Below are 26,922 nucleotides of genomic sequence, written 5' to 3'. Positions count from 1 at the left end.
GTGATATTGGCTGGCAGTGTGGTGGCCAAACACCACGAACTTAAACGTAGCTTATTATTGCATAGGCATTTATTTTCAAACGATAACTCAAACGTTTTTGTCGGTACACTTGGTAAAGGCAAGTCAATATTATTTTATTTCCTTTTGAGTATAGTTGACTTGGCATCTTTCAAACACCGACAAAAAAACGGAAATCAAGGGGGAAAAGGTGGAGATTTTTTGGGTGGTCTTCTCAAAAAATACTACCTGAACCTTGATTGTAGTTTAGTGCCTAAAAAAGAGGAGTGAATATTAGTAGATGTTTAGTCTTACTGAACGTTTTAAAAGCCTCGGTTTTATTGTCGGTGTTCCGGAGTTGAGGGAGGGAAGATTTACAAAACTCCAACAGGTCTATGTAAAAGATTTAACGAAACATACATCTTTAATTATTGAAGGATTTCAGAAAAAAGGCTATTCAACTTATCGCTATACTTTTTATAAGGCAACATATATTAAAGATGGTCAGAAAATAAATGAAAAGGTGTTTGTTGAAGATGCTTCACCAATGGAGGTGTTACGAAAAGTAACATCTTTTTTAAGTTATATAGAAAGGGGATAATTATGGCTGAAAAAAATGATTCCATGAAGAATAGATTTAAGGGAAAGTTTAGGCAAATAAAAAAGCCAGACAAAGAACGAAGCAGTGTACGCAAAGATAATTCAAAGCGCACTGCTTTTTTTGTTTGGTTATTAATAATTGGTATGTTGTTTATTGCTACAGTGTCCATTTTATTATCAATAAATACACGTTCCACATTGAATGAATCAAATCAATCGATAGAAGCAAGAGAAAACGAGGAAGTGAAAGAGGAAATACCCCATGCCTCGGCAAATGAATTTTTATCATCTTTTGTCCGAGAGTATATAAATGTTCCAAATGAGAGTGCAGCGTTAGATGAAAGAGCCAAGAATATAAAAGAATACATGGTTTTTAATGAGGCATTTAACGATGATAGAAATCCTTTGTATAACTTGGATGGAGTGAGTGGTACAAGAACTTTAGAAACTTTTAATCTTTTTAATATAGAGGATAAAGGTGATGTGAGTCTTTATCAGTACAAGGTAACGTTCAAAAATCAAGTGGAACGAGAAGTAGAAAAAGAGGTTAAAAAAGGAAAGAAGAAGGAGGTTGAAATAGAAACGGAAACAGAGGAAAAAGAGAATACATTGTTATTAAATATTCCGATTATCTATGAAAATGGGTTATTTAGTGTTTCTGCAATACCATACTTTACAAAAGTTCCTTCATTGGCGGGAAATATTGAATATGAAAAAGAAACAATTGGATTAGATGAATATAACGGAAATGAAAAAGAAAATATTGCCGTATTCATGAACACTTTTTTTGAAAAGTATTCTACTGAATCTATAGAAGAAATGGCGTATCTGATGGAAGAACCGCAAACGTTAAACGGTTCTTTTTTGTTTGAGGAAATAAGCGATCTGATGGTTTATATAGATGGTGGAAATTATAAGGTTTCCTTGGAGGTGATATTTAGAGACGAACTGACCAATATTCAACAAGTCAATCAAGTGGAAATGACTATTTCAAAAAATGGAAATAACTTTTACGTGGAGGAATTTAACTATATTTGATTAGGAGGAAATAAAGAATGGAATTTATGAATGCAATGTTCTTAGCCGGTGCAAATTTACCTACGTTGGATGGAATAGAGAATTGGGGCTTAGAAGTGATACAACAAGCTATTCTATTAATTGTGATCTTTCTTGTAACAAAGCATTTAGCGAAATTTAAAGTTGGGGCTATTATTATTTCTTGCGTAGTAGGTGGAGCAGTTTACTTCATTGTTCGTAACTGGAACACGGTTAGTGGATGGATAGAAGCCTTTATTAATACGCTTTAAAAGAGGGATATATATGAGAGAGGTTTTCAATTATCGTAGAGCATTAAGAGAACCGAAAAAAATAAGGCAATTAACAGATAATTATTATTTACCTTTTACGATTGAATTAATACCAGCTATAAATTTCTTACTATTTCTTGGGGTAACTTTTTTAATAGGCTGGATGATACGAAGGGTATACCCTTATGCGTTTTCTGATACATGGTTTGTTTTTCTAATAGGTATTCCATTATTACTAACGTGGTTTGTTACAAAAATCAAACCCGAAGGCAAAAATATCTATGTGTATATGTACGATTATGTTAAATATCTGGTAGCAATAAAAATACCGAGAAGAAAGTTTTGCAATGGGGAGGAAGTAGTTTGGATGAATGATAGAAAAATAACATTTAAGCAATGTGTGTGGGTGGTGGAGAAAAAGAATGGTAAAACTGAAACCAGCAATAAAAACAATAAGAAACAATATGCTCTTAACGAGAATGGGAGACGTGTTGGCATATTATCGGATAAAGAGTGAATCTATTCCGATACAAAATAAGAAGGTGGTGGAAAACTATAAGCGTAAATGGAGAATGTTCTTTGAGGAAGTATCAGAATATGAGGATTTCCATTTAAAGATGTATCCTCAGGAATTTCGTTTAAGGGAACGTTTTAATGACTTAAGTTTAGATTTATCCAAAGATAGTGAGGATGTTGGATTATATTATTTGGGAGAAACGGAAAATATCCTGACTTCTCGACTGGGGAATATGACAAAGAATGATTTTATTGTAGGGATTAAATTGAAAAATGCATTTGTAAAGCTAGATGAAGGTCTGAAAGAGAATGCTTTCTCTATTTTTTCCAATGTGACAGATGCGTTTGTTAATTTGATTGGGTGGGAACAAAATGTTCCTGCCTCCTTTTTTGAACAATTTGAGGAAATGGAAGATACGGTTTATAAAGTGGTGGCAGGAGTCAATGGTTCACGTTTAGATGAACAAGAATTGATCTACGTTAACCGATACGATTTTATACGAGGTCTGAATCATGATGTAGCAGAAGAGATGGAAAATGGAAATTTCAAAGCAATCACAAACACTATTGTTGATCCAGGAGAATCATCATGCTTGAAGTTGAGTAGTGAACAGGATGAAGGTTATTTATCTTTTGTTGTGATTGATGAATTTCCCGATAATATGGCTGAAAGTGATATTTTTTATGAAGCACAATCCTTGCCGTTTGAAGTAGGAATAGATTATAAAATTCAAGCCGAAGGAAGAAGTAAAACGAAATTAAAGTTAAATTTAAAAGGGAAGGAATTAAAAGAATCAGCGAATGAACAGGCAATGACAGGAGATTCAATTGATTCATCTGTAGTAGATAGTCATTATTTGATTAGAGACTTACAAGACAAGATAAAGAGTCATGATGTTTCTATGATGAACTGGCTTGCAACGATTGCGGTTACTGGAAGAGATAAAAAAGAATGTTTAACACGTGCTAAACAAGTAGTACGATATTTTAAACAGTTGAATATTATCTGTCGTATTCCGACTGCCGACCAATTAAGTTTGTTTTATCGAATGCTACCGGGTGAAAAATTGGAAGCAACAGATAGAAATTGGTTGCAACCAACCACACAAAATGGATTAGGAGAAAGTTTATTTGGTGTAAATTCCGATATTGGTTCAAAAATAGGCTTTTTTATTGGATGGGTAGATAGGTTTAATAAGCATAAGGATTTGGAAAGTGCAAAAATGGCAAGTCGTGACCCTGTTTTCTTTCATCCTATGTTAGCGAATCAAAATATAAAAGGGAGCAAATATCGTTCACCACATGTATTAATCACTGGCGATACTGGTGGTGGGAAATCGTATCTTGCAAAGTTATTATTTATCTATGTAACACTGCTATATATAAAAGCATTATATATTGATCCAAAAAAAGAGTTTAGAAAATGGATAGATAAAATCATAAACGATAATATTATTAAGCGTGATTTTCCTATGTTCGTAGAGCATTTGGAAAAGTTTAAGTTTATCACATTGGACTTTGAAGAGAAGGAAAACTGGGGAGCATTAGACCCTGTTGCATTTCTTCCCTCTCACCAAGCAAAGGAATTGATTCAAGATATCTTTTCAGAAGTCTATGATTTTAAAGGGAAAGATGAAATTCACACAGCTTTTTTAAGAGCCATTTCAGAAGTGCTAGAGAGGAAACAAAAAGGGGAACAAGTTGGTTCTATGCATATTATCGATATTATGAAAGACAGTAAAGAATCATCTGTAGCAAAAGCAGGTGATTTTTTATATGAGGTTGTTTCTGATAGTATTTTGAAATTGTGCATTCATGACGGTTCGAATGCTGCGCTTTCTTTGAATGACCGTATAAGTATTATTGAGATTGAAAATATTGATTTGCCAGAAGCAACAGCAAGTGTATACACGTATACGAATAGTCAAATGAAATCAAATGCGATTATGTTAGCTTTAGGGAAGTATTGTGAACTGTTTGGAAAACAGGATAAAGATGAAAAAACAGCGGAATTTATTGATGAAGCATGGGTTATTGTTTCTTCACGTCAAGGGAAAAAAGTTGAAAAGAGTATGAAACGCGTTGGGAGAAGTTATAACAATGCGTTGTATTTCATTTCTCAAAGTACGAAAGATGCTTTACGAGAGAAGGAAAATGAAACTGGGAATTTCGGAGTAGCTTTTGCTTTTGATGAAGAAAACGAACGACCCGATATATTAAAGTGGATGAATATGGAACCAAGTGAAGAAAATATAGAAATGTTGGATAACATGTTGCAAGGGCAGTGTTTAATGAAAGATGTGTTCGGTAGAACCTCTAAAATAACTGTGGAGTGTCTCTTTGAAGAATGGGAAGGGGCATTAGAAACGGTGAATAAATCTGCGGTTGCATATGCAGAAGAAAAATATTTATAAAAAGAAATGGCTATCAAAAATTGGTAGCCATTTTTTTAATATAAAAAAAGAGAGGGAGTGTCTATGAATGACTTATGTAGTAGATGTTGAAAATTGGATTAGATTTGAGGAAGAATTGGTCGAATTAGAAATGTTTCGTAATAACGAGGAAATCCGTATACAAGCGATTCAGACCGCGAATGACATGAGAGAAGGGGAACTAGGAACAATTGAAATTGTTTCGCATGCTAAAGAGGATGAAAGTTATAAGTTTATTTTCAACGTGGAACTAGACGAAGATGGAGAGGAAGAAAAAAAGCTATATTATTGTTTTTGCTTTGAGGTGTAATGCCTATAAAAGAGTGTCTATCAGCTGGTAGTCACTTTTTAATCTTTTTAAGAAGGTTGGTGATGTAAATGATTAGTTTCGATATTCTAACAAATTTATTAAATGGGATTAAAGATCATCATGAGTTTACATGTCATTTAGAAAGGGATTTAGTAAGGAAACATGAAGAAGAAGGGGTTCGAAAGGATTTGGATGTTGAGTATATATCCTATTGTAACGGTGTAATAAATGCATGTGAAACCATACTGGCTTTTTTAAAGGAACATGGAAATGTTGAAAAGTAGAAAATTATTTATGGCTGTTTTTGGTAGTTTAATTTTGTGTATCTTTTTATCAGCAACAACTGTTTTTGCTGATGATGAAGCAGATACAGGTGACAATATTTCTGATTTGATAGATATAGAAAATCCGGTAGGGAAATGGTTGATTGATCTATTTGGGGATATGTTTGATATTAAATATGAAGCACATGAATATATGGATGACGCAAAAAGCGGTGATGATATTAAAGAAGGCGGAGTAGAGTTAGAAATAAAAAAATACCCTGTTGAGCGGTATATGGTCAATAATGAAGATACGAATGGGATATTCGGCTTTAATTTGTATGGAATCAATAACTTTTTTATGGGTATCATTCAGCACATGGTTATGGTGACAGATACTAGTTTAGAAAAGTTATTCTCATTACAGATATTAGATGATTTTGCAGGTGACTTGCAAAGTATTTCAGATGATATTTATAAGACCTTAAAAGATTACTTTGCTGAATTGTTGTTTGCATTTTTGTGTGGTTACCTTGTCTTTTTATTTTTTGCAAAAGGCAATGCAAAAGAATCTATAAGAAAATTCCTCTTATTCATTATTGTATTGGTTGTTGCTGGGTATTGGATGGCAAATGCTAGTTTTTTAATAAAGTCAATGAATGCAATATCAAATGAGACGCAAGGTTATTTAGTAGATGCTGGTAACGATTTATTAGAGATATTCGAAAATGATAGAGAAGGTGTATATGCTGGTATCAATAATATTGATGAAAATGACAAATTAAATGGTGCTTTGTCTGTCATGCGTAATGTCTATTTTGATTTAGCGCTAAAACGACCGTATCTCTTAATCAATTATGGTACAACAGAGCAAAAAGATATTAATAATAATGATAAAGTTAAGGATTTAGGTTTCGGTTTCGATCAATATAATCGTGTGGATAGAATGTTAGCCTTTAAGTTAAATTCGGCAGGTTCGGGTTACCGCATCAGCCACTCTTATATAGAAGTGAATAAAAATAATAATTCAGCCATGGCTTCGGGGGGAGCATTTAAACAATCAGGTCTAGTCTTTTTGACGTTTATTATAGTTATTGGATTGTCCATTCCATTTCTATTATTAGGTTTATTGAACTTTGCATTGCAATTGTTAGCGATATTGATTGCTTTAGTGTTGCCTTTTGCGTTTATCATTAGCTTTATTCCTCATTTTGTAATGAGTGGTTTTAATACACTAGGAAAGCTAGTAACGACTTTTTTAATTAAGGCGTTGTTAGGGATATTTATATTCGTTTCCTATTTTTTGACGTATACTATGTATAGGTTAGTACCGCCAGAAGATACAGGATTGTATCTCTTACATGTGTTTCTATTAATTTTGTTGTTCTTCTTTATCATTGTGAAAAGAAATTCCATTATTCTTTTTGTGACAGCAGGGCGTGTTCAATCGATAGATAAAAATATCATGCCAAATATGAATCAATATTATAGTAAGCAATTCAATGACGCACGAGAAAGAATAAATAAAAGACGTAGTAGAAAACGACAATCACCAATGCATAATGGTGAAGGTGATGAACCAGAGAAAAATCCAAAGAATCGAACCAGTATGAAGGAAGAACGGAATAGTTCTTTGAATGGTGAAAGGATAAATGTTCCACGTACTCCACAAACAAGTAAAGAAGAGAATGATAAGGAATCTAAACGAGTTGTTCCCTTAAAAAATGCTGATAATCCAATAAAACGTAGAAAACAAAGTCTAGATAAAAAGGTGGCTACTGAAAATAAGCTAGAGGGAGGAAAAGATAGAAACAAAGAGTATATGTCACTTAAGCCAACCGGAAAAAATGGTCGTATAAAAAATTTAAAGGTAAATAAAGAATCAACAGAACGAATTAGGCAAGGTGAATTGTCTAGAAATGGTCGAAATTTTAATTTGAATGGTGCACGTAAAGAGGAAAGAAATGAAATGCTTCTTTATGGTTCGTATAACGTTGGAAATGGAAAGGATATTGACCCAAAAGAGAAATTAAAGCCAACTCGTGATAAGCAGAATTTAAACTTCAATAAAGCAACAATGGAAAGCTTTAATAAGAAAGATGTGAAACGAAATAAAAATCTTTCTTCTATAGAAGAAAGAAAAAAGGAAAGGGATATGGATAGAGGAATGTCATAGAGGACATTTCTCTTTTTTACTTTTATGGAGGTAAAGTATGAATTTGAAATTAGAAAAAATACCTGCTGTAAAATTGGTCAAATGGAAAATTAAAATCTATATAGCTATCTTTTTATTGGTCGTCTTTTTGTTATTTGGTATGGTTATTCTTTTTGTAATTATGACTAGTACAAGTGATGACATGATAGGAGAACATTTAATGCAAGAAGAAAATCAAGAAACTACAGATATGTATATTATTAGTGGAGTTGCCCCCGAAGTGACAAGATACGAAAACTACTTTAAAAAGTATGCAAAAGAATATGGTGTTGAAGAACATACAGAGGTTCTGATGGCAATGGCAATGCAAGAATCGGGAGGAAGGTATTTAGATGTTATGCAGTCCTCTGAATCTCTTGGATTGGCACGTAATACCTTAACAGACCCCGAAAAGTCGATTGATCAAGGTGTAAAATACTTTTCCAACGTGTTAGAAAAGGCTAGTGGTGATGTGGAATTAGCATTGCAGGCTTACAATATGGGGGATGGTTTTATAAACTATGCAAAAGAACATAATAACGGTAAGTATTCAATAGAATTAGCTTTAGATTTTAGTAATTATATGGCTCGAAAAATGGGGTGGTCAAGGTATGGTGACCCTAATTATGTCCAAAATGTTATGCGTTATTTGGAACAAGGTGAGAGTATCGCTGTCTCTAATGGTTACTGGACTTTTCCATTAAGGGAAATAAGGGTAACTAGTGAATTTGGACAGAGAACTCATCCAATTACAGGGGAGATTAATAGCTTTCATGGCGGATTGGATTTCGGCTGTACACCTCAAGATGACATATTAGCTGTAGCTAATGGTGATGTGGTAGAAGCGATTCATAGTAATGTTGGTTATGGAAATTACGTGACAGTAAAACATGGAGAAGGTGAATTTAGTCGATATGCACATATGACATCATTATCTGTTTCACATGGTGATAAAGTGTCACAAGGTCAGTCATTAGGAAAATGCGGTACAACAGGAAGCAGTACAGGGAATCATCTGCATTTAGAGCATTTAACCAAATTAGGTCAACCACATTCTGAAAAGGTAGACCCTAGAAAATCTTTAGGACTGGAATGATTAAATGAAAAGATATTGGTTGCTGCTTGCAGTTGTTGTTTTGCTCATTGGATATTTATTTATTAAAAATGAAAATTATAGAAATGAGTTAAAACAAACGGAAAATAAAATAGCTCAAATAGAATCATCAGAGGAAATTATTCACTTTGAGGCTGTTGAAGTAGCAGAAAAATTTATTTTAGCTTACTTTGATTATCAAGGAAAACCAATAGAAAAAAGTGTTGAAATGTATGTATCTAAAGATATTTTAAAGGAGTTAAATTTTGATTCCAATGAGAAATATGATGAGTATATAAGTGAAATAAACTCGAATGTAAGTAACTTAGGTGTATATTTAGGTAAATCGGTAAGAGGTAAGCAAAAGGTGCTAGGCGTTTTTATCAATCAAATTGAAGTAGATAATAAAGAAAGTTTGGTAAACTCATTTATCGAATTGGACTTAGAAAATATGGACGGGGAATGGCGTATTGTAGATTTTGACTTTTTCCAATATTAGTTCTATGTTATCATAGGTTAACTAATTATAATTTTAATGGCGGTGATTTTATTGTATAAACACATGTTAAAAGTGAGTTTGTTGATGACTTTATTAACAGTGTTTGTAGCATGTGGAACTGTAGATGGAAAAGATGATGAATTGACCTATGAAGAATTAGTTAATCTAACTATTGAAGAATTTGAATCGGATATGCCTGAATTTGGTGATTCGGATTATGAATTTTATAATATAGATTATGGAGACGATTTAAGAAGTAATTCTGATATAACAATTTGGGATGATGGAAAATATATAAAAATAGTTGTTTATGACCAAAATGAAGATTCTACACGAACGCAATATTATGAATTAAGTGATGATGGACTTTCAAGGGTAAATAGTAGTCCTAAAGTAGATTTTGATTCTTTAGAAGAAAAAGATCCCGATTATATTGAGAAACAAAGAGAAGTTATAAAGGAGTAGGAGAAACGCTTGACTGCTTAATATCAGCATTATTATTCGGTGCTTTTGTTTATCCACTATGGGAGAAAATACACTCAAGTAACAATGGGGAGAAGTAATTACAGCAATAACAATAAAACTTCAGCTAATGGGCCTGATTGCCGAATAACTTATAAGTAAGTAAAACCTCCCAATCTTAAGGGAGATTGAGAGGTGGGTTAGCTATTAACCAAAAATTATTTTTTCACAGCATGGATGTAATGAATCGTTTCAAATGCAGACAAATAATCTGAACGATCATCAAAGAACTGATTATTAATAGCAACTGGTGATAAATGTTCATAAATGAGTAGACCTGCGTTTTCCAACATTTTTTCCATTTCTTCATAAGTAAAACATGATTTCATTGGCTCACCACTTGCTGAAGCCATTTGAACCATATTTTGAACTCGATTGGACATTCCTTTTTCTTCAAAAAGTTTGTCGTCTGCATAATCAAAAACGATGGAACTTCCTGATGGAACTTTTGTAAATAACTCATTAATTAAATTGCTATTTTCTTCTTTTGTTAAATAATATGAAACACCTAAAAGACTAAAGAAAGTCTTTTTGTGAGGCATAAAACCTTCTTCGATAAGATTTTGCATAATAAAATCTTTGGTGAAATCCATAGAGACAAAGTGAAGATTCTCAGGAATTTGATAATTAGCATCTGCTAACCTTTTCTTTTTAAAATCTTGTGTGGACGGATAATCGACTTCAAATATTTCTAAGTCGTTGTTTAATTCTTGGTTTCGGAGACAAAAGGTATCTAATCCGGCCCCCAGAATGACATACTGTTCAGCGCCTAGTACTATTTCATGAAACAATACATTTTCACAATAGGCAGCACGTGCTAAAGGAGTTGGAGAAAGTTGGACTTGTGTAATCCATTTTAAAATTTTATCAGGATGATCTTGAAACTTCTTAGCAATTTCATTATTAAAGAATTGAATTCCTTTAATCATGTTTGCACGGATATCACTAAATTCCTTTTTGGTAATTAAATCTTTTGCAATAAAATCATCAAAAATTTTTGGTGTATCATGTTTACTGTGGTATGCTCGACCAAAAGCTGATATTAAGGAAGTTAAACTTGATTCATTTTTCTCCATACATTAATCCTCCCATAAAACAAAAATAAGATTCCCCCGGCCAGGAGAATCTAATTATACACAAATAAAATTTAGCTGTAAATTATAGCATAAATTAATTTTTTTGTCAATTTAAATGCTTATTTAGGGATGGTTTTATTTGAGCTATAATAACTGCGTTAAAATGGAGAATCAAATCAAATAGTGCAGCAAATCGGGCGCGATTGTTGTATAAAAAGTATTGCATAAACATACAAATCTAGTTTAATGAGAGTATCACGACAGGCGTATTTTGGAAAGAAGAATAATGTTCTGAATTAAATGCTTTACTTTGTGAAAGAGCAGATGAAAAAATCTGTTCTTTTTTTATGTTCATTATTAAAAAAAATGAGGAGTATAACAAATGAATAAAACCATTTCAAAGAAAGAATTGCAAGACATGGGTTTTCTACCATATCAAGCAGTTGATATTATTAGACAAGCTAAGTATTATATGGTTCAACAAGGTTATCCATATTATAATAATAAAAGGTTGGGAAGAGTACCATGTCATGCTGTTGAAAATATTATTGGCGTTTCGTTTGAAGGCGATATGAGTGGCTAAAACAAAATATTCAGGAGTATATCAAGATGGAAAGGGAGGATTCTTTTACAATATTGAACTTGGTGTTGATAAGGTTACTGGTAAAAGAATTCAAAAGAAAAGCAGAAAAGACAGCAATGGTAAAAGGTTTACTTCAGCAAGAGAGGCTAATAAGGAAGCGACTAGAATAAAAAATGAATACCATATGCAGAATGGTTATGCTAATTATAGACTTACCTTTGGCGATTTTATGAACTCCTATTATTTACCATACTATCAATCCAATGTAGAAGAAAGTACATGGGAAACTAGAAGACATGTTTTATCGGAAATTCGAGATAGATTTTTCGATAAAGAACTTAGGGAGTTTGATGTATTAGATTGCGAATCCTATAGAACTTGGCTTTTAAAAGAAAGTGGGTACTCACAAAATTATGCCGCATTGGTCTATGGAGCTTTTAGACAAGCTATGGATTATGCTGTAAATTTGCAGTTTTTGGATAAAAATATTTCAAAGAAAACAAAATCAATCCCTAAAGGTAAAAGTCTTGTTGCTTATTGGACAAAAGAGGAATTCGAAAAGGTTATTTCGGTAATTTATACGCATAATTTTTATGAGCATATGTGTTTTATCGCTATTTGGTTATATTATATGACAGGAGTTCGTGTAAGTGAAGGGTTAGCGCTCTATTGGAATGATGTCGATTTCAAGAAAAAGAAGTTACGAGTTCATCATACTTTACAAATGAAATCACAAAAAGACTATAAGAGAAAGCCATATACTAAAACAGAAGATGGAATGCGAACAATAGCTTTAGATGATGATAGTTTGAGTATATTAAAAAAATGGAAACGGGTTCAATCAGATCATGGAATAGAAGATTTCATATTAAGTTATACAGGTTTACCTGTTTACAGGTCAACGATTCCAAGAATTATAGAAAGATATGCTAAAGTTGCAAAGGTTCCTAAGATACAAGCCAAGGGTTTAAGGCATTCTCACGTTAGTTACTTAATTAATGAGTTTAATGCCGATATCCTTGTTGTTTCAAAAAGGTTAGGACATAGTTCACCTGAAATAACATTGAAACATTATGCGCACTTGTGGAGTAGGAATGATGAACCAATTGCTAAACAAATGACAGGGAATGTTAAATTTGTCCCTGCCAAAAAAACTATGATTAACTTTAATGGTAATCAAAATGTTAAAGGGGATTTGATTCCCTGCCAAAACCCTGCCATAAGTGAAAATAACCAAAATGAAAGCTGTAATAGCAACGATTCTTAATGGCTTGCTACAATTGAGTGGGAGTAAAGAGCTAACTTGATTTGAAGAGAGAACGCCTATATATCGGCATTTATCCTAGTCTAATATGGAGAAAATAAGTTAAAAATGAAATAGTTCCCTACCAAAAACCCTACCAAAAATAAAATTTGGTAGGGAATTTTGTTTTTGTATCAAATTTTGGTAGGGAACATTTTAGCGCATAAACGAGTAAGAGAATTCGGGAATAAAATCGAAAGTGTATAATTATAAATGAATTTTGTAAATTACCATCAAATAATGGAATTTTACACTTGACTTGCTTAGTTGGTAATTACACAAACTACCCACTCCTAATAAAAGAATTTTCCGTTATAAGAATAAACCCTAAAGTAATTATTAGTGCTGATATATAGACATTAGTTTATTACCTACCATTTAAGATTGCATACAATAGGAATGAATAAATAAAAAGGAAGCGTTTCGGATGATGAACAATATAACCCAACATCATTGTATTAATGTAATGAAAGTATATGATTGGATTACAAATGAAGCAAAAATTCATAGTTGCGTAAGTCTTGTAGAATGCTGTGTGATTACAGACGAAGTCTACAATGATTTCACATTAGATTGCTCTTCTGATATTACAAGTCTATGGGTAGCCGATAGTAACAATACACCAGATGCTGGAACAATCTCCGTTTCCTTTGAGGAGGGATGTGGGGATGTGCTTGATGTATTTGTAAATGGTAGTTTTTCGTTTTATGTTGACAAAGGAGGAACAAGGTCCGTAACCGTTGAATCATTACGTTCCTTAGAAGTGAGGTGTCCTAGTGGTGAAGGGGCTTGTAAAGGTAATTATTCCTTAAGTATTCATCAAAAATTGGAGGAAATTTCCCTTCCTAATCCGGTAGATAGCTTAGATTGTTACTTGACAGACCCATACGGAAACAGATTCGATGCTTTCTCGCCTGATGCGATTGAATGTGTTGAAATTCCCCAAGACAACGGTAGAAAAAATGAAAAATTATTAATCTCAAATGGTCACTTTGTTACCTTGCAAAGAGTCATTTTACGTAAAAAGGGGTGTTTAGCAGTTGAATTTAAGAGAAATGGCCAATTATGCAAAATATTAGTGCCCTTTAAGTTCAAAGAACAATTATTTTTATGCGCCCCGGAAGGAACAAGGATCAAATGTGAAATTAGTGCTGTTGATTGCTTAGCAATTATACAGGAAAATGGTTCAGGAGCTTGGATTGAGGTTATTATCAATGTTTGTCAAAGTATACAAAGTGAAGTGGATATTACCACTGTTTTAGAAGGAGAGCTTTGCAAACCTAGAGTAGGTTAAAACATCATCTATATTTTGTATATTTCTTTTACTTCTAAAGGGGGGATCTGTCCAAACAGTAAAGTCAAATCAGACGTACTATGGTTAAGGTAAAGGAAATAACATAACAGGAGGTAAAACAATGGCTAAATTAGGAAATTGCCGAGCACAAACATGTTGTGTAAATGATTCGGTGTGTTGTAATGTTCAATTAACGACTGAAGGCGCAGCTCAATTAATCTATACAGATACTACCACTTTTATAATCAATGGAACAATTGTTGTAGAAAATAATGGACCTACAAATGGACCCTCAGCTACCCTCATAGTTAATGGGGTTGCAACGGCAGTTGTAGTTGCCCCAGGTGAATGTGAATCCGTCACTGTAAACAACATAAATACCATATCGGTTCAAGCAACTCCAGGGACAGGGACCACTGGTATTATATCACCTGTGACAGTTTCTTTCTCTCTAAACTACAAATTTTAGGATTTATGTAATATATCATTTTTTAGTAAAAAGTTTAGTTAATGATATAACTAAGTTTACTAGTCATATTATAATCCACAGTTTCCCATTTTAAGATAGAACACAGACAAACATTCCAAAAGGGCATAAAATATATAAAATTCATTTGAAAGTGGTGTAATTTTACTATGGCACAACTCTCTTCAGGCTGCTGCAAATGTCCGCAAGTACCTTTTTGTGTAGAACCGCCTCCTACAGCAACGCAGATTGTTTATGTAAATAAAGCAGGTAATGATACGACTGCTGACGGTAGTGAATGTAAGCCATTCTTAACAGTCACTGCGGCAATGGCATTTATTACAGATGCTTCTCCAACGAAGCGGTATGCTATTTCAATTGGACCAGGTAACTATACAGAACCATTAATTCATTTAAAAGCAAATGTTCAATTGATTGGAACGAGTACGTTATTAACTAGGTTATCGATACCATTCGATATTAATGATCCGTCATGGTTTGAAACAGGATTTCAAAATGATAACCGATCTGGATTTGTGGATTTGACTTTGTTAACTGCCCCGTTAGATTTTAACTTTGTAACTGCTAGTAGTTTTAGTGGTAAACTATTCTTTGTTAGTGTTAACTTTACTCCTTCACCAACCTTTACAGCTTTAACTACTTCTGTTAATCAAGTCAATATTCGAGATTCTATGCTATCTAGTGGTTACACTCAAAATGGAATTAACATGGTTATGTTCGCTTCATTCGTTTCAAGTGGAAATATCACTATTAATTCACAAGCAACTACAGATGCTCAAGTGAATTTAGTTGGTGGCGGAATAAATGGAAATGTCGTTATTAATGTTCAATCCGGACATATACCTATCGATCCTTTGAACTTAACCAGTTTTGCTATTACCGAGAATATTTTCAATCCTTTTCCTAATTCCGGGAGACTAATTGTAAATGGTGTTAATAATGTAATTACTAGGGTCAGAGCCACAGTAGACTCGATTCCTATTCGGTCTCGAGTAACTCTTGTAGGAACGAATACTTCATTAATTAGGGTGGATGATGCTTTTGGTCTCGCCTATACACCTACTATACCTGCGGATTACAACCTACCAATTCCAACAACTGTTCAAGAAGCCCTTGACCAATTGGCTGCGCGTGTGAGAGCTTTAGGTGGTTAATTATATATTTAAGAAATACTCCATATGCACTGCTATCATTTGTGTTATTTTAAGTTAATAATTTTGCAAAAAGCCCCGTTAAATAACAGGACTTTTTAGGAAAATGAGTGTTTAATATAATTTCGAAATAACTATCTTAAATAATCAGTTTAGTGTTGATTCTAGGGAAAGTTAAGGTATTTATTGCCCACAAAAATTTTATTGATGTGCGTTATATGCTAATTTAAAATTGGTATAAAATAATATAGTTCCCTGCCAAAAATAATATGGTAGGGATTATTTTTTTCAAATTATACGTTCAAAATTCGATGTATTATATCAAAAGATTTTTCTGTTTTTTAAATAAAGAGCCCTTTGAGGGAGGGCCAGATATTCAACCTTTATATACCACCAAAATAAACTTGTAAATAAGAATTATATTTCTAATTGTCACGATAAAGCTATGAAAGATTATAGCAATCCATAGTGTATACAAAGTATAAGTAATCAATTGTTTTGTAATGTTTCTTACTTGTTCAAATATCTCTATATCCAATAAATTATTTATATTAATGTTATAGAAGAAGCCTAAGTTGTTAGCCTTTGGAGGCAGCAAAGACATAGAGAAGAAGATAGTGTTATACACCAAAACCGCCCGAATAATGAGGAATTTGCGTCTAAAAAAGAGATTCGAAGAGTTTAAATTAACGAACATATGCTAACGGAAAAGCAATATCTGGTCAATATGACGAGAGAGAACCCAGAAATGATTGTCAATTTCCGTAATAATATTAATAATACTCAAAGAGGTAGCAATTCAAATAAAATGGATGATGAGGAATTGGAGAAATTTATTGATGATTCTTATGAACTAGCGGAAACTAACGAAAATTAATAGAATAGATTTATCTAATTTGAAAGTGTAAACATAGATGTAAGGAGGCACCCAAATTAATTGGGTGCTTTTTACCCTTATAATATACCTTTTGAGATTTTAAAGGAGCATAAGTAAGGCATCTTAGTTATCACAGTAAGATGCCTTACTAGTTAGGAAAATATCGCTGAATAGGCTAAATTGTTTTATTCTCCTCCTTTATAGCTATAACTTCCCTTACTGCTTCTATGAAAGATAATATGATTGGTGAAAGCCACTTGTCTTTATGCCATGCCATATGTGTATATACATGCAAGTCCGGAATTTGCCATGGAAGAGCAACAAGATCACCCCGTTCAACTTCTGCTTCCACTGTGATTTCCGGAAGAAAGGCAATACCGATTCCAGAAATTGCACATTGTTTAATGGCTTCGGCATTTTGAAACTCTAAATAAGTAATATCATCAATGCCTTTTTTCTCAAATGACCGATCAAACATGGTTCGATAGGGACAGCCCTTTTCATTAACCAGTAATACTTCTCCGTGAAAATCTTCCTGCTGCAGTACTGGTTGTTTCGCAAGTGGATGATCAGGAGCGACGAACAAGCGGAAAGTTTCTTCCAGTAACGGTTCCACTGTAAGCGCCGTTGAGAGAATGGTTTCGTCCAGCATAAAGACGATATCTGCGGTTCCCTCAAAGAGCGTTTGCTTAAGTTCCTGATTTGGAACAGAACGGAAGATAAGACGAACTCCTGGATAGCGCGAACGAAATAGCTGGAAGACAACTGGAAGCCGATAAGCGCAAAGAACCTCATTCGCACTAATCGTTATGGTGCCGCTTGGATTTTCATTATCATGAATGGCACTACGAGCTTCGTCCAATTTGTCTAGAACGCTTTGGACATGATTTAAAAAGCGTTTACCCGCAGTTGTGAGAACGAGCTGCTTGCCCAAACGGTCAAAGAGACGAACACCAAGCTCTTCCTCCAGTGCTTTTATTTGCATTGTGACGTTGGAAGGGACGTAGTTTAGCACTTCCGCAGCACGACTGAAATTTAAAGTTGATGCAACCGTTCGGAACGTAATAAGTTGACGCAATTCCATCATGTTTCACCCTTCGATTTCAATATTATTGAATACTACTTTGAATTTTATTCACTTTTCTTGAGACTACCACAGGTTTATACTAACAACAAGAAATACATTTTGGATTTCAATTTGAAAGGAGCAACAATACAATGGATTACGAAATTTTTGATTTGGGTGACGTTACCTTACAATCAGGAGCGACACTACCGAACGCTTTTCTTGCTTATAAGACTCATGGGAAATTGAATGAAAAGAAAGATAATGTCATTATCTACCCAACTGCTTTTGGAGACCAACATGTTCAGAATGAATGGCTGATTGGAAACGGAATGGCACTAGATCCACAGAAATATTTCATTATTGTTCCAAATCTGCTGGGAAACGGATTATCTTCGTCTCCTAGTAACACGCCTTCTCCATTCGACAAGGCTAATTTTCCGCAGGTAACCATCTATGACAATGTTAAATTCCAATATCGGCTGGTGACCGAAAAATTCGGCATTCAAAAGATTGCCCTCGTAGTTGGATGGTCAATGGGAGGCATTCAATCATTCCAATGGGGGGCAAGTTACCCCGACATGGTGGAACGAATTGCACCTTTCTGTGGAGGTGCAAAGACTTGGCCGCAAGCGTATGTGGTCCTGGACGGGATGAAAGCTGCGCTCATGGCTGCAGTTGGTTTCGATTCAAGTAAATTAAACCAGTTGACTTCTGCGGACATGCGAACCGTTGGTCGTGTCTATGCGGGATGGGGTTTATCGCAGGCGTATTACAGAGCGGAACTTTATCGTGATATGGGATTTGACTCATTAGAACATTTTGTGGCTGGCGTCTGGGAAGACAGCTTTATGAAGATGGATCCGCACAATGTCCTCGCCATGTTATGGACAGGCCAAAATGCAGATATTAGTGCAAATCCTATCTATAATGGAGATTTCGATGAGGCGCTTAAAAACATTAAAGCGCTAGCCTGCGTCATGCCAGGGAGTACGGATCTCTTCTGTACTGCAGACGAAAACGAATACGAGGCTAAGCTTATACCTAATGCTGTTTTTAATCATATCGAATCTATCTGGGGCCATTTTGCCGGTCGCGGAATTAACAGTGTTGATAATAAATTTATTGATGACAACCTGAAAAGATTGTTGGCACTTAGTACAAACAGATAGAGGAAAATGTCATTCCTGAAATATAGCAAAGCAGCTAGAAAGCTTTTTGCCATTTTTTCTATAACTATTCGGGCTGTTGTTGCATAAAAAAACAAGGTAAAGGACTAGTAACTAATCCTTTAAACCCTGCTTCTTTCAAATATCTGATTACAGAAGGACACTAATATCAAGCTGTTATTTTCTTTATTCGGATTTATACGACCAATAAAAAGAAAAATACAATAATTAAAATAACCCCTAAAGCGATTAGTAAATTGCTTAAAGGGTTTTTCCTGTAAGTTAACCCAACTAAGGAAACTAATAAACTAGCAATAGCCAAAGCGATAAAACTATTCAACGGAACTGGTAATAGTAGAATAATTCCTGCAATGAGTATGAGAATTGGTGCAATAATTTTAAGTTTTTTTTCTGTCATATAAAATCCTACCCTTCAGAAATATTAAATATGATAGGATTTGGGGAAGGGAGAGGTTATACGAATATTTTACCAAAGAGATCCATTTTTGATAGGATTAGTTTCTATCATCACAATCGGGAGTATAAACTAAACCGTGTAAGTAAGAGAGCGTACGGCTCTTACATTTACTAAAACCTTTAGTAAATCGCGAAGGTTTTTATGCATGGTTATCGCGATTTACTTTTTGATTTTGATACGTCAATTGACAACTAAATTTCATCGTACAATATCTATTGTACAGGTTGAAAAACATTGAATATTGGAGTGTCAAAACAACATAATATATGGTCTATATCTTGATATAACAATAAAATGGCATACGTCGATTCGTATGCCATTTAGCGTGTCATTGAACTAAAATGCACCTCAAAACGGAACCCTTTATTACTTTAGATGCTGATTTTTTAAATGCCATAAGTTATCCGTCTTGCTAAACTGGTTCCATCAAGTGATCCTTTTTGTGTCTATCTTGGTTTTGATTCTACAACATCTCCATTTTGATACACATCATAGAATCCGATCGTTCCAGTACCTCCATTATCAATATAATCCTGACTTCGTGCTTTTAATGAATAAAATAATCTTCCATCTGAGTCCTCATAAAGTACACCATTGCTGCTAAACACTAAATCGTCATTATCAAGGGCAGCCTCTGCATAAGCAACCGCCGATTCTACTGTAAACAACTCTGCTTGATATTCTTCAAGTAATACAGTCCATGTATTAACACCGACAATCCCGTCTTGGGCTAACCCATTCTCAGCTTGCAACCCGCGAACCTGTTGGTCTGTGTGAGAATCAAAAATCCCATCAACTTCTGTTTCAAATCCAAAGTGATTTAACATCACTTGAATAAATTCAACTTCAAAACTTCCTTGGCTTCCCTGTTTGACGATGGGCTGTTGTTCAGGTGGCCAATTTAATATTGTTTCATATCCTGCTGGTATTTCTGATTCTGCTTGTTGAACCGATTCATTTTCCGGAGCTGCATCTACTGTTTGATTAAAATCAGGTGAACCTACAAGCGCAACCGCAACTGCGGGAACTGCCAATAACCATTTCTTCTTCAACATCATTCACTCCTTAAATAATTTGGTTGTTATTCAGATACTCCTTTTAGGGATGCATAAAACGCCTTCTTATAAACCTCTCTGTTTTTTTACATTGAGATCACCTCCTAATCTGATTCATTACCTTTCCTGGAGTAACTTTGAATGATTAGCATTCGTTTTATAACGTTCGGGCAGCTTACCGTACGTTGCTATTTTCCATATAAATTCCATGGGACCGATCTTGAAATATTGAAACCAAATGGTGCTGTATATCATTTGGATTATTAAAATTATGAAGGCAATGTTCATTAATGTTGTTTGATGCACATGACCTTTTAAATCGAATAGGCTACTAGCTGTTAAAATCAGAGCGGTTTGAACGAGATAGTTCGTTAACGCCATTCTTCCAATATACTTAAGAGGTGTTAATAACTTTTGAATCATATCGTGCCGGAGCAATAGTGTTAAAGTAGTCACATAGAACGCACTTACAACGGGCGCAGAAATTGCACCAGCTAGATCGATTTGTCCATTTTCCTCCATTAATAAATATTGAATAAAAAGTACTGCAGGCAAGAGACAAAGAGATGAAATTTGCACGATACGAAATGCTTTTTGATGTGCTGTAATATTTTCAAAAACGCCCCATTGCCCCATGCATAAACCCAGTAGAAACATAGGTAAGATCATAAAATAACTTCCGCCAAGAAGTACGGCAAGGATTAATAGTATGACAGTGATAATAAAGTTAATCTTCGGTTTAATCCTGTAAAAAGGAATAAGGATGAATCCGAAAAGCGCATAGGGGAGCAAAGCTTCTCCTAATTGGAAGAATTGATGGATCAATCCAAAAATGGATAATACGATCAATCTTTTTATAAACAAGGCTGTACTTTTATCACCGCGATTTACTGCTCGTGTCATGAAAATATAGAAACCAATTCCAAATAAAAAAGAAAAGATAATAAAAAATCGCTCGTGTACCGCATAATTTAAGATTTGGCTCCAAAAATAGTTTGATTGAACGGAGGAAGGTAATATTATTAGTGTGATATTGGCGAATATTATGCCTAATAGAGCAAAACCTCGCAAGAAATCTAAAGTATCAATACGTTGTTTCATCATAAACTCATCCTTTACTTATTGATAAAGCTAAATCATTGTGCTCGGGTCAGAAGCTAGAGTAAATCCAAAGGCGCGGCAACGGTATGACCTTTCCTATTGATAAAGCTATGATGACGGAAAACACGGAAACCAACATCGATTTTCCTTACAACAATTTACCGAATAATAGTATGGAAATATTAATTGTTTCGTTTTCCCCAGTTGTATAAAAGCACATTGACATATTCTGTTGAATCTCTTTCTTTATATTTATCTAGTTTCCCATTTTTCCATAGATTCATAGATTCTTTAAAAAGTCCTGTCTGTACAATTAACCGTTTACCTTTCAATGCTTGATAAAAAACCTCAAACACTTGTTCATTAACAAGGTGATCGTCTTTTACCGAAGATATGGTGAGCTCAGACATCTTTTTATCGCTATCCTCTCTCACTTTGAGAACATCAACTTGTTTGTTATGAGAGCTGTCCGCCCCTTGTTTCCATAATTCAAGCCAACGATCATATGTTATATAATAATTCTTATCTGTAAAATAACTTTTATTGACGACAATTAGCACATGGATACGTGGTTGATAATCATCACGGTCTTTATTGTAGATGACTTCCAATTTACTCACATAACCCTTTATCTTCTTTTTAACCTCTTTCTGTTCCATTAGTTTTTCACAAGCTTTACTATGCAATTCAACTTCATTTTCCAATTCATCAGCTAACACGTGAGGAGCTATCAACGTAAGAAAAATGAACTTCTTTTGATACTTCTGTTTGATATATTCCATTTGAATTGCCAGTGCTAAAGCATCCCTTCTTGCTTTAAACCAGGAACAAATCGTCTGACAAGAATTGAGCTTATGCTGTTTCCTTTTTTTCGGCTTTTCATCACTCGCAAACATGATAATTCTATTCTTATCCATGCATATTCCTTTCTGGTTTATCGTTAAGCTAATGTGTTCGTTTGTTAATTTCTTCAACAGCACGGTTCTTGAAATATAAATCCGAGATGGACGCTGCGAAAGTCAGCAAGCTGATTCCCTTTCATTTTTGCAATATTATCATTTTCTATATAAATATCACCTTTAGAAGGGGTATCAATTGTCGCTAGTACATGAAGTAATGTTGACTTTCCAGCACCGGATGGTCCCATGATTCCTACAAATTCATCATGATCTATCGCAAAGGAAATGTCCTCCAGTGCTTTAAACGTATTCGTTCCTTTTCCAAAGACTTTCTCAACATTTTTCACCTGTAATAAAGATTCCATTATTCCTTCACCTCTTTCGTATGTTGTCTTTACTGTATCCCTCCATCCTTAAACTACAATCACATGAACCTTACAAAATCCTTAAATACGTTTTTTTATAATTCCTGTTAAGATAGAATAAATCAGATGATAATAACAAGTATGAAAAGGTAATAAACATGGAAAAACCACGCATACTATCGTTGACGATAAACAAGACTTATGCTAATTAATGAAAACAAGCTTAACAAAGGAAGGGTTTTTTGAAATCGAAATGGCAGGTACCATAGAAGCAGGATGGAAAAGATTTCAAGGTTTCGAATTCGTACCCTGGAGCTTTGAGTTGAACATATTTTTAACATCTTACCTCTTGTTAGAGATGGTTTAACTACTTGGTCTGGAAATGAACGTATGATTCGTGTAGGGGAAAAATTAGTTGAAAATGGAAGCTTGTATTAGGAAAGTTCGCTACTACGAAGGTAATTATTATGATTCAATTCGTATGGGGATTTTACGGGAAGTAGGAACAAGGGTTGAAATGCAACTCTTGTTTTTTAGATATGATATTGTGAAGTATTGTACTTCAACTATAGGGTCTTTTTTTACCTGAAATGTCCCATAAAAAACCTTGCTTTTCTACAAAGTTAATTTGCTCAATGTTAGGTAGGCATGGATCTCTAATATATAATCCTTTTGATAGCAATAAATCCTTTGATATCTCGTATAATTCCATTGTCTCTGATAGACATTCTTTATAGAAGGCAGTGAAGTCTGACCTTACAGCTTATGACAACGAAAAGCCGCATTCTTCCGTTAGAAAATGCGGCAGTTTCAAAAGAATAGTTGTTTACTTAAAATCAGACGTTCAGGGCTGAACCCAAAATAAGTTACAAAAATGGACCAGCTGTTAAGAATATGGAAGTTCCTTTCCTTCAACAAACGCTTTTAAATTTTCCAGAGAATGATCAAAGCCCTCCATGTTTAAAGTTACTTGGGTTTTCCCTGACTGAATGCTTAATTTATAGGAAAAAAAGATGTCATCTTCCTTTGAGGAAAATGAGAATACCTGATTCGGAATCACTTCTTTAATTTCAAAGCTCATTGGAATGCTTTCGCCATCTTTAAGATTGTTGTGTTTACTTGGCATCAGAGTGAACGCCGCTTTTTCTCCCACTTCCAGTTTCGGAATTGACCATTTAGAACCCGGAGCGTACCACACTGAAAATTTCTCGTCATTTGTAATAGCATCCCAAACTTTTTCTCGATCTGCATCAATTAATATGGAGCTAGTATCACTATTCATCTAATAAGCCTCCTTTGCCATTAATATTAACACATACTGGATTGTACTCTTAATTTCTTTCCACACTATTTTTCGATAACCCTTTAAAAAAATCCAAAATAGAAATTATACATTAAGTAGTTGTAATTTTGATACTTGTAGCTGATTTCTAAAATGAATTAATCTTTTTTGTGCGATTAGGATCAACCCCCGCTTATTGTTATTTATATAAAGAGAATGTAATAACTGTCGTATGGGATAGGCACTGGATAAAATTTATGCATAAGTTTTACCTGGCAAGCTTTTCAGGGAACGATTATAATAAAATTTTTGGAAAGCATGTTTAAATTTAGATGTGCAAGTAATTCCTTTTTACTTTGGTATTAAAAGATATGATTAGTTCGTTTAAATATCATCAATATAGGAATAAGAAAAAAACGCCTTCCATTATGGAAGGCGTTTAAAATAGAAATTAAGGGATTAATATTACCATTGATTACTAAGAAACTTCTCCGTATAGAATGGTTGATTTTCTTTATTAAAGTCTACACCAATTCCTAATTCGGTAAAGCCATTGTGTACGATATTCTCACGATGCCCTAGTGAATTCATTAAGCCTTGGTGAGCGAAAACACTGCTAAATTGCCCGTAAGCTAGATTTTCTCCAGCACTTGTAAAAGCAACCTCATCTTCTTTCATTCGGTCAAAAGGAGACTGACCTTGTAAATTCGTATGACTGAAATATTGATTATCAGCCATATCGGTACTGTGTTTTCTTGCGGTCTCTCTTACAGCTTCGTTCCACTCTAGTACAGGTAGGCCGTGATTTACACGAGTAGCATTGGTTAAGTCGAATAATTGATATTCAAATCCTTCTTTTAATGCGTCACTACCAGGAGTGTAAAGGGTATCTTTCGCAGCTTCTAAGTCCTGATCAATTATTTGAATAGCTGTAACCTCATCACCTTCATGAATATCGTAAAATATCGTTACATAGTTTCTATCTATTTGGTAAACATTGTATTCCCCATCACTGTTTACTTGATAATTAAACCAGCCATTGCGAATCAATTCTTCTGGTTCACCTAACGTTTCGTTCACAGTAGCTTTTGTATCACCTAAGACAATATTAAACTGTGAAGAAAGTAAGTCTTGATTTGTAAATAATCCACGAACAACTTCTTGTTCATCATACGCTACCATCATAAAATTTTGGTAGTTTTCATGGTAGGTGGACCAATCTACACCATACTCATTCTCACTCTCACGCATAGGTTCTCCATACATCTCTTCAACCGATTTTTTTGTATCACCCAGCTCCACATTTCCGACAGAAAAGGATTGCTCATCTGGCGTTGTCAGTTCAGGTTTATCAACTTGTTCGTGTTCTGGTTCATGTACTTGTACAGAACCGACAATAGAAGAGTAAAAAGATGTTGCTTCATCTTTTATTTTGTCAAAATCGAAGCCAAATTCAATGTCATTATCTATCGCTTGGGTGGTAAATTCCTTTACAGATTGAAAAGCATCACTAACGGATTTAGGAACATATCCACGAATGGAATCCTCCCAAAACGGTTTTGTCCAAAAAGCTAATAATATGATTAACAGCATAAAAAACAATCGCTTTAAAATATTTATCCCAACCTTTTTCTTTGGCATTGTTTCGTTATATCAAGAAGCAATCCTGTTCAGGAAACAATTATAAATACTATCTTATTTTTATTATTATAGTCAATTCCTCCTTAGTATTTAATATCTTTAATTTTACAACATAAAGTTAACTCTAGGGCAACCTCATATAAAAAACTTATCGAATTTTGCGTTATGCTGAGGAAATAAGATTTCAAACTTAACTGAATGAATGATGAAATAAATATAGAATCCAGTATATCCAAATTTAGATATACTAGATTCTATTATGTTGAAAATATAATTTTCAATTTATTCCCTTGGTTATATTTTATAGCAAAATTAGTCTGAAATTTGTTTGCTGCAATGGATAATACGTGATGTTCTTGTAGGTAATTTTTAATTCTGCATGTAATTTAAGCTGCAAAGGTTTAAAACAAAGATTGCGTTCTCCTATGTGGTAAATTTTCAATACAAGAGTCGCCATAAATAAAAAGTTGCGTAGGATTCCCACCCTTTCCAAGGTGCAGCTAGTTTCATTATTTCTTCTTTCGTTGGTTTCTCTTTTGCACCTGTTACATGTTTAATTGCATTATGCAGCCCTACATCTGCAATCGGGAATGCGTTCGGAAATCGGAGACAACGCATTAACACATAGTTTGCAGTCCATGGACCGATACCACGAATATTGACGAGCATTTTTTCTGCTTCTTTAAAGTCACCAGTACCCATTATAAGTGATTTAGACAGACTTCCTACTGCGATAAGCTTAGCTACCCCGATAAGGTATTCACATTTTTTTACCGTCATTTTTAATGGTGCTAGATCTTCAACTGTAAGCTTAGCAATGTCTTTCGCTTTAGGAAAAATCCAATATTGATGACCCTTCCATTCAACCTGGCTTCCAAATGTTTCTACAAGTCGCCTTTTTAACGTATACGCGTATGTCAAATTAATTTGCTGTCCAAGAATCCCCCAAGCTATTGCTTCAAATAAATCTGGGATTCCTATGTTGCGTAATCCATAAAATTCAACAATAGACTTTTGAAGCAGCAAATCATTTTTAGCCATTTCATAAAAAGGCTTTAAGTCAGTATCCAAATCAAACCAATCTCTTATATACAATTGCACTTCTTCACGTATTTTTTTACTTATCGGATAAGTTTTTTCTAAAAAGCGAACCAGAAGATTTCCATCCGAGTTTTCACTGATTTCGACCAAAAGAGTTTCATCTAAGGCAGGAATCAACCTTATAATCTTATTATCTTGGATTTCAAACATACACTCATTTGGAGACCGCCCGATATAACGCATATTTTCTTTAAAGCTGAATTCTGTTGGAGCCTTTATAACAAAATTATCACTTTGATTAACGATCATTCAGAATGCTCC

General features: G+C 34.2%; 27 protein-coding genes and 3 pseudogenes. 20 read left to right on the top strand and 10 right to left on the bottom strand.

What is annotated here, in order from left to right:
* Positions 1 to 6: 6 nt before the first annotated feature.
* The 12 genes from NYE61_RS09215 (at position 7) to NYE61_RS09160 (ending at position 9,676) form a co-directional block, all read left to right on the top strand.
* A complete protein-coding gene (locus NYE61_RS09215) occupies positions 7 to 288 on the top strand; it encodes a hypothetical protein (protein WP_303447823.1) in 282 nt (93 codons plus the stop codon).
* Between the two features lie 10 nt (positions 289 to 298).
* Positions 299 to 598 carry a hypothetical protein gene (locus NYE61_RS09210; RefSeq protein ID WP_303447822.1) on the top strand — a complete coding sequence of 100 codons (300 nt, stop codon included), beginning with the start codon at positions 299 to 301 and terminating at the stop codon, positions 596 to 598.
* Between the two features lie 2 nt (positions 599 to 600).
* Complete coding sequence (locus tag NYE61_RS09205) at positions 601 to 1,635, top strand: conjugal transfer protein (RefSeq protein ID WP_339317347.1); 1,035 nt, start codon at positions 601 to 603, stop codon at positions 1,633 to 1,635.
* A gap of 17 nt (positions 1,636 to 1,652) precedes the next feature.
* The gene (locus NYE61_RS09200; RefSeq protein WP_303447820.1) at positions 1,653 to 1,904 is read left to right on the top strand and encodes a TcpD family membrane protein; all 252 of its coding nucleotides are present in this window, start codon (positions 1,653 to 1,655) and stop codon (positions 1,902 to 1,904) included.
* 13 nt (positions 1,905 to 1,917) lie between these two features.
* Complete coding sequence (locus tag NYE61_RS09195; protein ID WP_303447819.1) at positions 1,918 to 2,421, top strand: conjugal transfer protein; 504 nt, start codon at positions 1,918 to 1,920, stop codon at positions 2,419 to 2,421.
* A gap of 10 nt (positions 2,422 to 2,431) precedes the next feature.
* Positions 2,432 to 4,834 (top strand): ATP-binding protein, encoded by a 2,403-nt coding sequence (locus NYE61_RS09190; RefSeq protein WP_336623546.1) that lies wholly within the window; start codon positions 2,432 to 2,434, stop codon positions 4,832 to 4,834.
* 67 nt (positions 4,835 to 4,901) lie between these two features.
* A complete protein-coding gene (locus tag NYE61_RS09185) occupies positions 4,902 to 5,162 on the top strand; it encodes a hypothetical protein (RefSeq protein ID WP_303447815.1) in 261 nt (86 codons plus the stop codon).
* A gap of 68 nt (positions 5,163 to 5,230) precedes the next feature.
* Entirely contained in the window at positions 5,231 to 5,446 is a 216-nt protein-coding gene (locus NYE61_RS09180) for a hypothetical protein (RefSeq protein ID WP_303447814.1), read from the top strand.
* Positions 5,447 to 5,456: 10 nt separating this feature from the next.
* Positions 5,457 to 7,601 carry a hypothetical protein gene (locus tag NYE61_RS09175; protein ID WP_303447813.1) on the top strand — a complete coding sequence of 715 codons (2,145 nt, stop codon included), beginning with the start codon at positions 5,457 to 5,459 and terminating at the stop codon, positions 7,599 to 7,601.
* A 37-nt stretch (positions 7,602 to 7,638) separates the two neighbouring features.
* A complete protein-coding gene (locus NYE61_RS09170; RefSeq protein WP_303447812.1) occupies positions 7,639 to 8,715 on the top strand; it encodes a lysozyme family protein in 1,077 nt (358 codons plus the stop codon).
* Positions 8,716 to 8,719: 4 nt separating this feature from the next.
* On the top strand, positions 8,720 to 9,211 hold the full coding sequence (locus NYE61_RS09165; RefSeq protein WP_303447810.1) for a hypothetical protein: 492 nt from the start codon (positions 8,720 to 8,722) through the stop codon (positions 9,209 to 9,211).
* 63 nt (positions 9,212 to 9,274) lie between these two features.
* Positions 9,275 to 9,676 (top strand): hypothetical protein, encoded by a 402-nt coding sequence (locus NYE61_RS09160; protein ID WP_303447809.1) that lies wholly within the window; start codon positions 9,275 to 9,277, stop codon positions 9,674 to 9,676.
* 215 nt (positions 9,677 to 9,891) lie between these two features.
* Here NYE61_RS09160 and NYE61_RS09155 read toward each other — a convergent pair whose 3' ends face one another.
* Positions 9,892 to 10,809, bottom strand: coding sequence for a class I SAM-dependent methyltransferase (locus tag NYE61_RS09155; RefSeq protein WP_303447808.1), 918 nt, complete (start codon positions 10,807 to 10,809; stop codon positions 9,892 to 9,894).
* Positions 10,810 to 11,191: 382 nt separating this feature from the next.
* Between NYE61_RS09155 and NYE61_RS09150 the strand changes: the two genes are divergently transcribed.
* From NYE61_RS09150 to NYE61_RS09125, 6 genes and pseudogenes are all read left to right on the top strand, one after another.
* Positions 11,192 to 11,392 carry a DUF3173 domain-containing protein gene (locus tag NYE61_RS09150; RefSeq protein WP_303447807.1) on the top strand — a complete coding sequence of 67 codons (201 nt, stop codon included), beginning with the start codon at positions 11,192 to 11,194 and terminating at the stop codon, positions 11,390 to 11,392.
* On the top strand, positions 11,385 to 12,659 hold the full coding sequence (locus NYE61_RS09145; RefSeq protein ID WP_339317344.1) for a tyrosine-type recombinase/integrase: 1,275 nt from the start codon (positions 11,385 to 11,387) through the stop codon (positions 12,657 to 12,659). The genes NYE61_RS09150 and NYE61_RS09145 overlap by 8 nt, the downstream gene beginning before the upstream one ends.
* Before the next feature lie 463 nt (positions 12,660 to 13,122).
* Complete coding sequence (locus tag NYE61_RS09140) at positions 13,123 to 13,989, top strand: S-Ena type endospore appendage (RefSeq protein WP_339317342.1); 867 nt, start codon at positions 13,123 to 13,125, stop codon at positions 13,987 to 13,989.
* 121 nt (positions 13,990 to 14,110) lie between these two features.
* Positions 14,111 to 14,458 carry an S-Ena type endospore appendage gene (locus NYE61_RS09135; RefSeq protein WP_303447804.1) on the top strand — a complete coding sequence of 116 codons (348 nt, stop codon included), beginning with the start codon at positions 14,111 to 14,113 and terminating at the stop codon, positions 14,456 to 14,458.
* Between the two features lie 209 nt (positions 14,459 to 14,667).
* A pseudogene (locus tag NYE61_RS09130) lies at positions 14,668 to 15,630 on the top strand (hypothetical protein); the annotation flags it as partial.
* Between the two features lie 694 nt (positions 15,631 to 16,324).
* The gene (locus NYE61_RS09125; RefSeq protein ID WP_339317339.1) at positions 16,325 to 16,504 is read left to right on the top strand and encodes a hypothetical protein; all 180 of its coding nucleotides are present in this window, start codon (positions 16,325 to 16,327) and stop codon (positions 16,502 to 16,504) included.
* Between the two features lie 175 nt (positions 16,505 to 16,679).
* On the opposite strand, the gene NYE61_RS09120 is transcribed toward NYE61_RS09125, so the two are convergent.
* Entirely contained in the window at positions 16,680 to 17,588 is a 909-nt protein-coding gene (locus tag NYE61_RS09120; RefSeq protein WP_303447800.1) for a LysR family transcriptional regulator, read from the bottom strand.
* Positions 17,589 to 17,722: 134 nt separating this feature from the next.
* Here NYE61_RS09120 and NYE61_RS09115 point away from each other — a divergent pair, with 134 nt between their 5' ends.
* Positions 17,723 to 18,742, top strand: coding sequence for an alpha/beta fold hydrolase (locus NYE61_RS09115; protein WP_303447798.1), 1,020 nt, complete (start codon positions 17,723 to 17,725; stop codon positions 18,740 to 18,742).
* A 193-nt stretch (positions 18,743 to 18,935) separates the two neighbouring features.
* On the opposite strand, the gene NYE61_RS09110 is transcribed toward NYE61_RS09115, so the two are convergent.
* The 5 genes and pseudogenes from NYE61_RS09110 to NYE61_RS09090 form a co-directional block, all read right to left on the bottom strand.
* A complete protein-coding gene (locus tag NYE61_RS09110) occupies positions 18,936 to 19,157 on the bottom strand; it encodes a hypothetical protein (protein ID WP_303447796.1) in 222 nt (73 codons plus the stop codon).
* 506 nt (positions 19,158 to 19,663) lie between these two features.
* Positions 19,664 to 20,269, bottom strand: coding sequence for a peptidoglycan-binding domain-containing protein (locus tag NYE61_RS09105; RefSeq protein ID WP_303447794.1), 606 nt, complete (start codon positions 20,267 to 20,269; stop codon positions 19,664 to 19,666).
* Between the two features lie 120 nt (positions 20,270 to 20,389).
* Positions 20,390 to 21,376, bottom strand: coding sequence for a DUF418 domain-containing protein (locus NYE61_RS09100; RefSeq protein ID WP_339317336.1), 987 nt, complete (start codon positions 21,374 to 21,376; stop codon positions 20,390 to 20,392).
* A 179-nt stretch (positions 21,377 to 21,555) separates the two neighbouring features.
* Entirely contained in the window at positions 21,556 to 22,290 is a 735-nt protein-coding gene (locus NYE61_RS09095; RefSeq protein WP_303447792.1) for a protein rep, read from the bottom strand.
* Between the two features lie 65 nt (positions 22,291 to 22,355).
* A pseudogene (locus NYE61_RS09090) lies at positions 22,356 to 22,637 on the bottom strand (ATP-binding cassette domain-containing protein); the annotation flags it as partial.
* A 303-nt stretch (positions 22,638 to 22,940) separates the two neighbouring features.
* Here NYE61_RS09090 and NYE61_RS09085 point away from each other — a divergent pair.
* Positions 22,941 to 23,226, top strand: a pseudogene (locus NYE61_RS09085) (GNAT family protein); the annotation flags it as partial.
* Between the two features lie 297 nt (positions 23,227 to 23,523).
* Here NYE61_RS09085 and NYE61_RS09080 read toward each other — a convergent pair.
* The 3 genes from NYE61_RS09080 to NYE61_RS09070 all read right to left on the bottom strand — a co-directional run bounded on the left by NYE61_RS09080 (position 23,524) and on the right by NYE61_RS09070 (position 26,910).
* The gene (locus NYE61_RS09080; RefSeq protein WP_251659560.1) at positions 23,524 to 23,919 is read right to left on the bottom strand and encodes an SRPBCC domain-containing protein; all 396 of its coding nucleotides are present in this window, start codon (positions 23,917 to 23,919) and stop codon (positions 23,524 to 23,526) included.
* 465 nt (positions 23,920 to 24,384) lie between these two features.
* On the bottom strand, positions 24,385 to 25,560 hold the full coding sequence (locus NYE61_RS09075; protein ID WP_303447790.1) for a CAP domain-containing protein: 1,176 nt from the start codon (positions 25,558 to 25,560) through the stop codon (positions 24,385 to 24,387).
* 438 nt (positions 25,561 to 25,998) lie between these two features.
* Positions 25,999 to 26,910 carry a DNA-3-methyladenine glycosylase gene (locus NYE61_RS09070; protein ID WP_303447789.1) on the bottom strand — a complete coding sequence of 304 codons (912 nt, stop codon included), beginning with the start codon at positions 26,908 to 26,910 and terminating at the stop codon, positions 25,999 to 26,001.
* Positions 26,911 to 26,922: the final 12 nt, after the last annotated feature.

This window comes from Oceanobacillus sp. FSL W7-1304 (assembly GCF_037969805.1).
Classification (GTDB): domain Bacteria; phylum Bacillota; class Bacilli; order Bacillales; family Amphibacillaceae; genus Oceanobacillus; species Oceanobacillus profundus.
This window is presented reverse-complemented; position numbering and strand designations above follow the sequence as displayed.

Coding starts and splice junctions, on each gene's coding strand:
- NYE61_RS09210 (WP_303447822.1), top strand. CDS start 299: ATGTTTAGTCTTACTGAACGTTTTAAAAGCCTCGGTTTTATTGTCGGT.
- NYE61_RS09205 (WP_339317347.1), top strand. CDS start 601: ATGGCTGAAAAAAATGATTCCATGAAGAATAGATTTAAGGGAAAGTTT.
- NYE61_RS09200 (WP_303447820.1), top strand. CDS start 1,653: ATGGAATTTATGAATGCAATGTTCTTAGCCGGTGCAAATTTACCTACG.
- NYE61_RS09195 (WP_303447819.1), top strand. CDS start 1,918: ATGAGAGAGGTTTTCAATTATCGTAGAGCATTAAGAGAACCGAAAAAA.
- NYE61_RS09185 (WP_303447815.1), top strand. CDS start 4,902: ATGACTTATGTAGTAGATGTTGAAAATTGGATTAGATTTGAGGAAGAA.
- NYE61_RS09180 (WP_303447814.1), top strand. CDS start 5,231: ATGATTAGTTTCGATATTCTAACAAATTTATTAAATGGGATTAAAGAT.
- NYE61_RS09175 (WP_303447813.1), top strand. CDS start 5,457: ATGGCTGTTTTTGGTAGTTTAATTTTGTGTATCTTTTTATCAGCAACA.
- NYE61_RS09170 (WP_303447812.1), top strand. CDS start 7,639: ATGAATTTGAAATTAGAAAAAATACCTGCTGTAAAATTGGTCAAATGG.
- NYE61_RS09165 (WP_303447810.1), top strand. CDS start 8,720: ATGAAAAGATATTGGTTGCTGCTTGCAGTTGTTGTTTTGCTCATTGGA.
- NYE61_RS09160 (WP_303447809.1), top strand. CDS start 9,275: ATGTTAAAAGTGAGTTTGTTGATGACTTTATTAACAGTGTTTGTAGCA.
- NYE61_RS09155 (WP_303447808.1), bottom strand. CDS start 10,809: ATGGAGAAAAATGAATCAAGTTTAACTTCCTTAATATCAGCTTTTGGT.
- NYE61_RS09150 (WP_303447807.1), top strand. CDS start 11,192: ATGAATAAAACCATTTCAAAGAAAGAATTGCAAGACATGGGTTTTCTA.
- NYE61_RS09140 (WP_339317342.1), top strand. CDS start 13,123: ATGATGAACAATATAACCCAACATCATTGTATTAATGTAATGAAAGTA.
- NYE61_RS09135 (WP_303447804.1), top strand. CDS start 14,111: ATGGCTAAATTAGGAAATTGCCGAGCACAAACATGTTGTGTAAATGAT.
- NYE61_RS09125 (WP_339317339.1), top strand. CDS start 16,325: ATGCTAACGGAAAAGCAATATCTGGTCAATATGACGAGAGAGAACCCA.
- NYE61_RS09120 (WP_303447800.1), bottom strand. CDS start 17,588: ATGGAATTGCGTCAACTTATTACGTTCCGAACGGTTGCATCAACTTTA.
- NYE61_RS09115 (WP_303447798.1), top strand. CDS start 17,723: ATGGATTACGAAATTTTTGATTTGGGTGACGTTACCTTACAATCAGGA.
- NYE61_RS09110 (WP_303447796.1), bottom strand. CDS start 19,157: ATGACAGAAAAAAAACTTAAAATTATTGCACCAATTCTCATACTCATT.
- NYE61_RS09100 (WP_339317336.1), bottom strand. CDS start 21,376: ATGATGAAACAACGTATTGATACTTTAGATTTCTTGCGAGGTTTTGCT.
- NYE61_RS09095 (WP_303447792.1), bottom strand. CDS start 22,290: ATGGATAAGAATAGAATTATCATGTTTGCGAGTGATGAAAAGCCGAAA.
- NYE61_RS09080 (WP_251659560.1), bottom strand. CDS start 23,919: ATGAATAGTGATACTAGCTCCATATTAATTGATGCAGATCGAGAAAAA.
- NYE61_RS09075 (WP_303447790.1), bottom strand. CDS start 25,560: ATGCCAAAGAAAAAGGTTGGGATAAATATTTTAAAGCGATTGTTTTTT.
- NYE61_RS09070 (WP_303447789.1), bottom strand. CDS start 26,910: ATGATCGTTAATCAAAGTGATAATTTTGTTATAAAGGCTCCAACAGAA.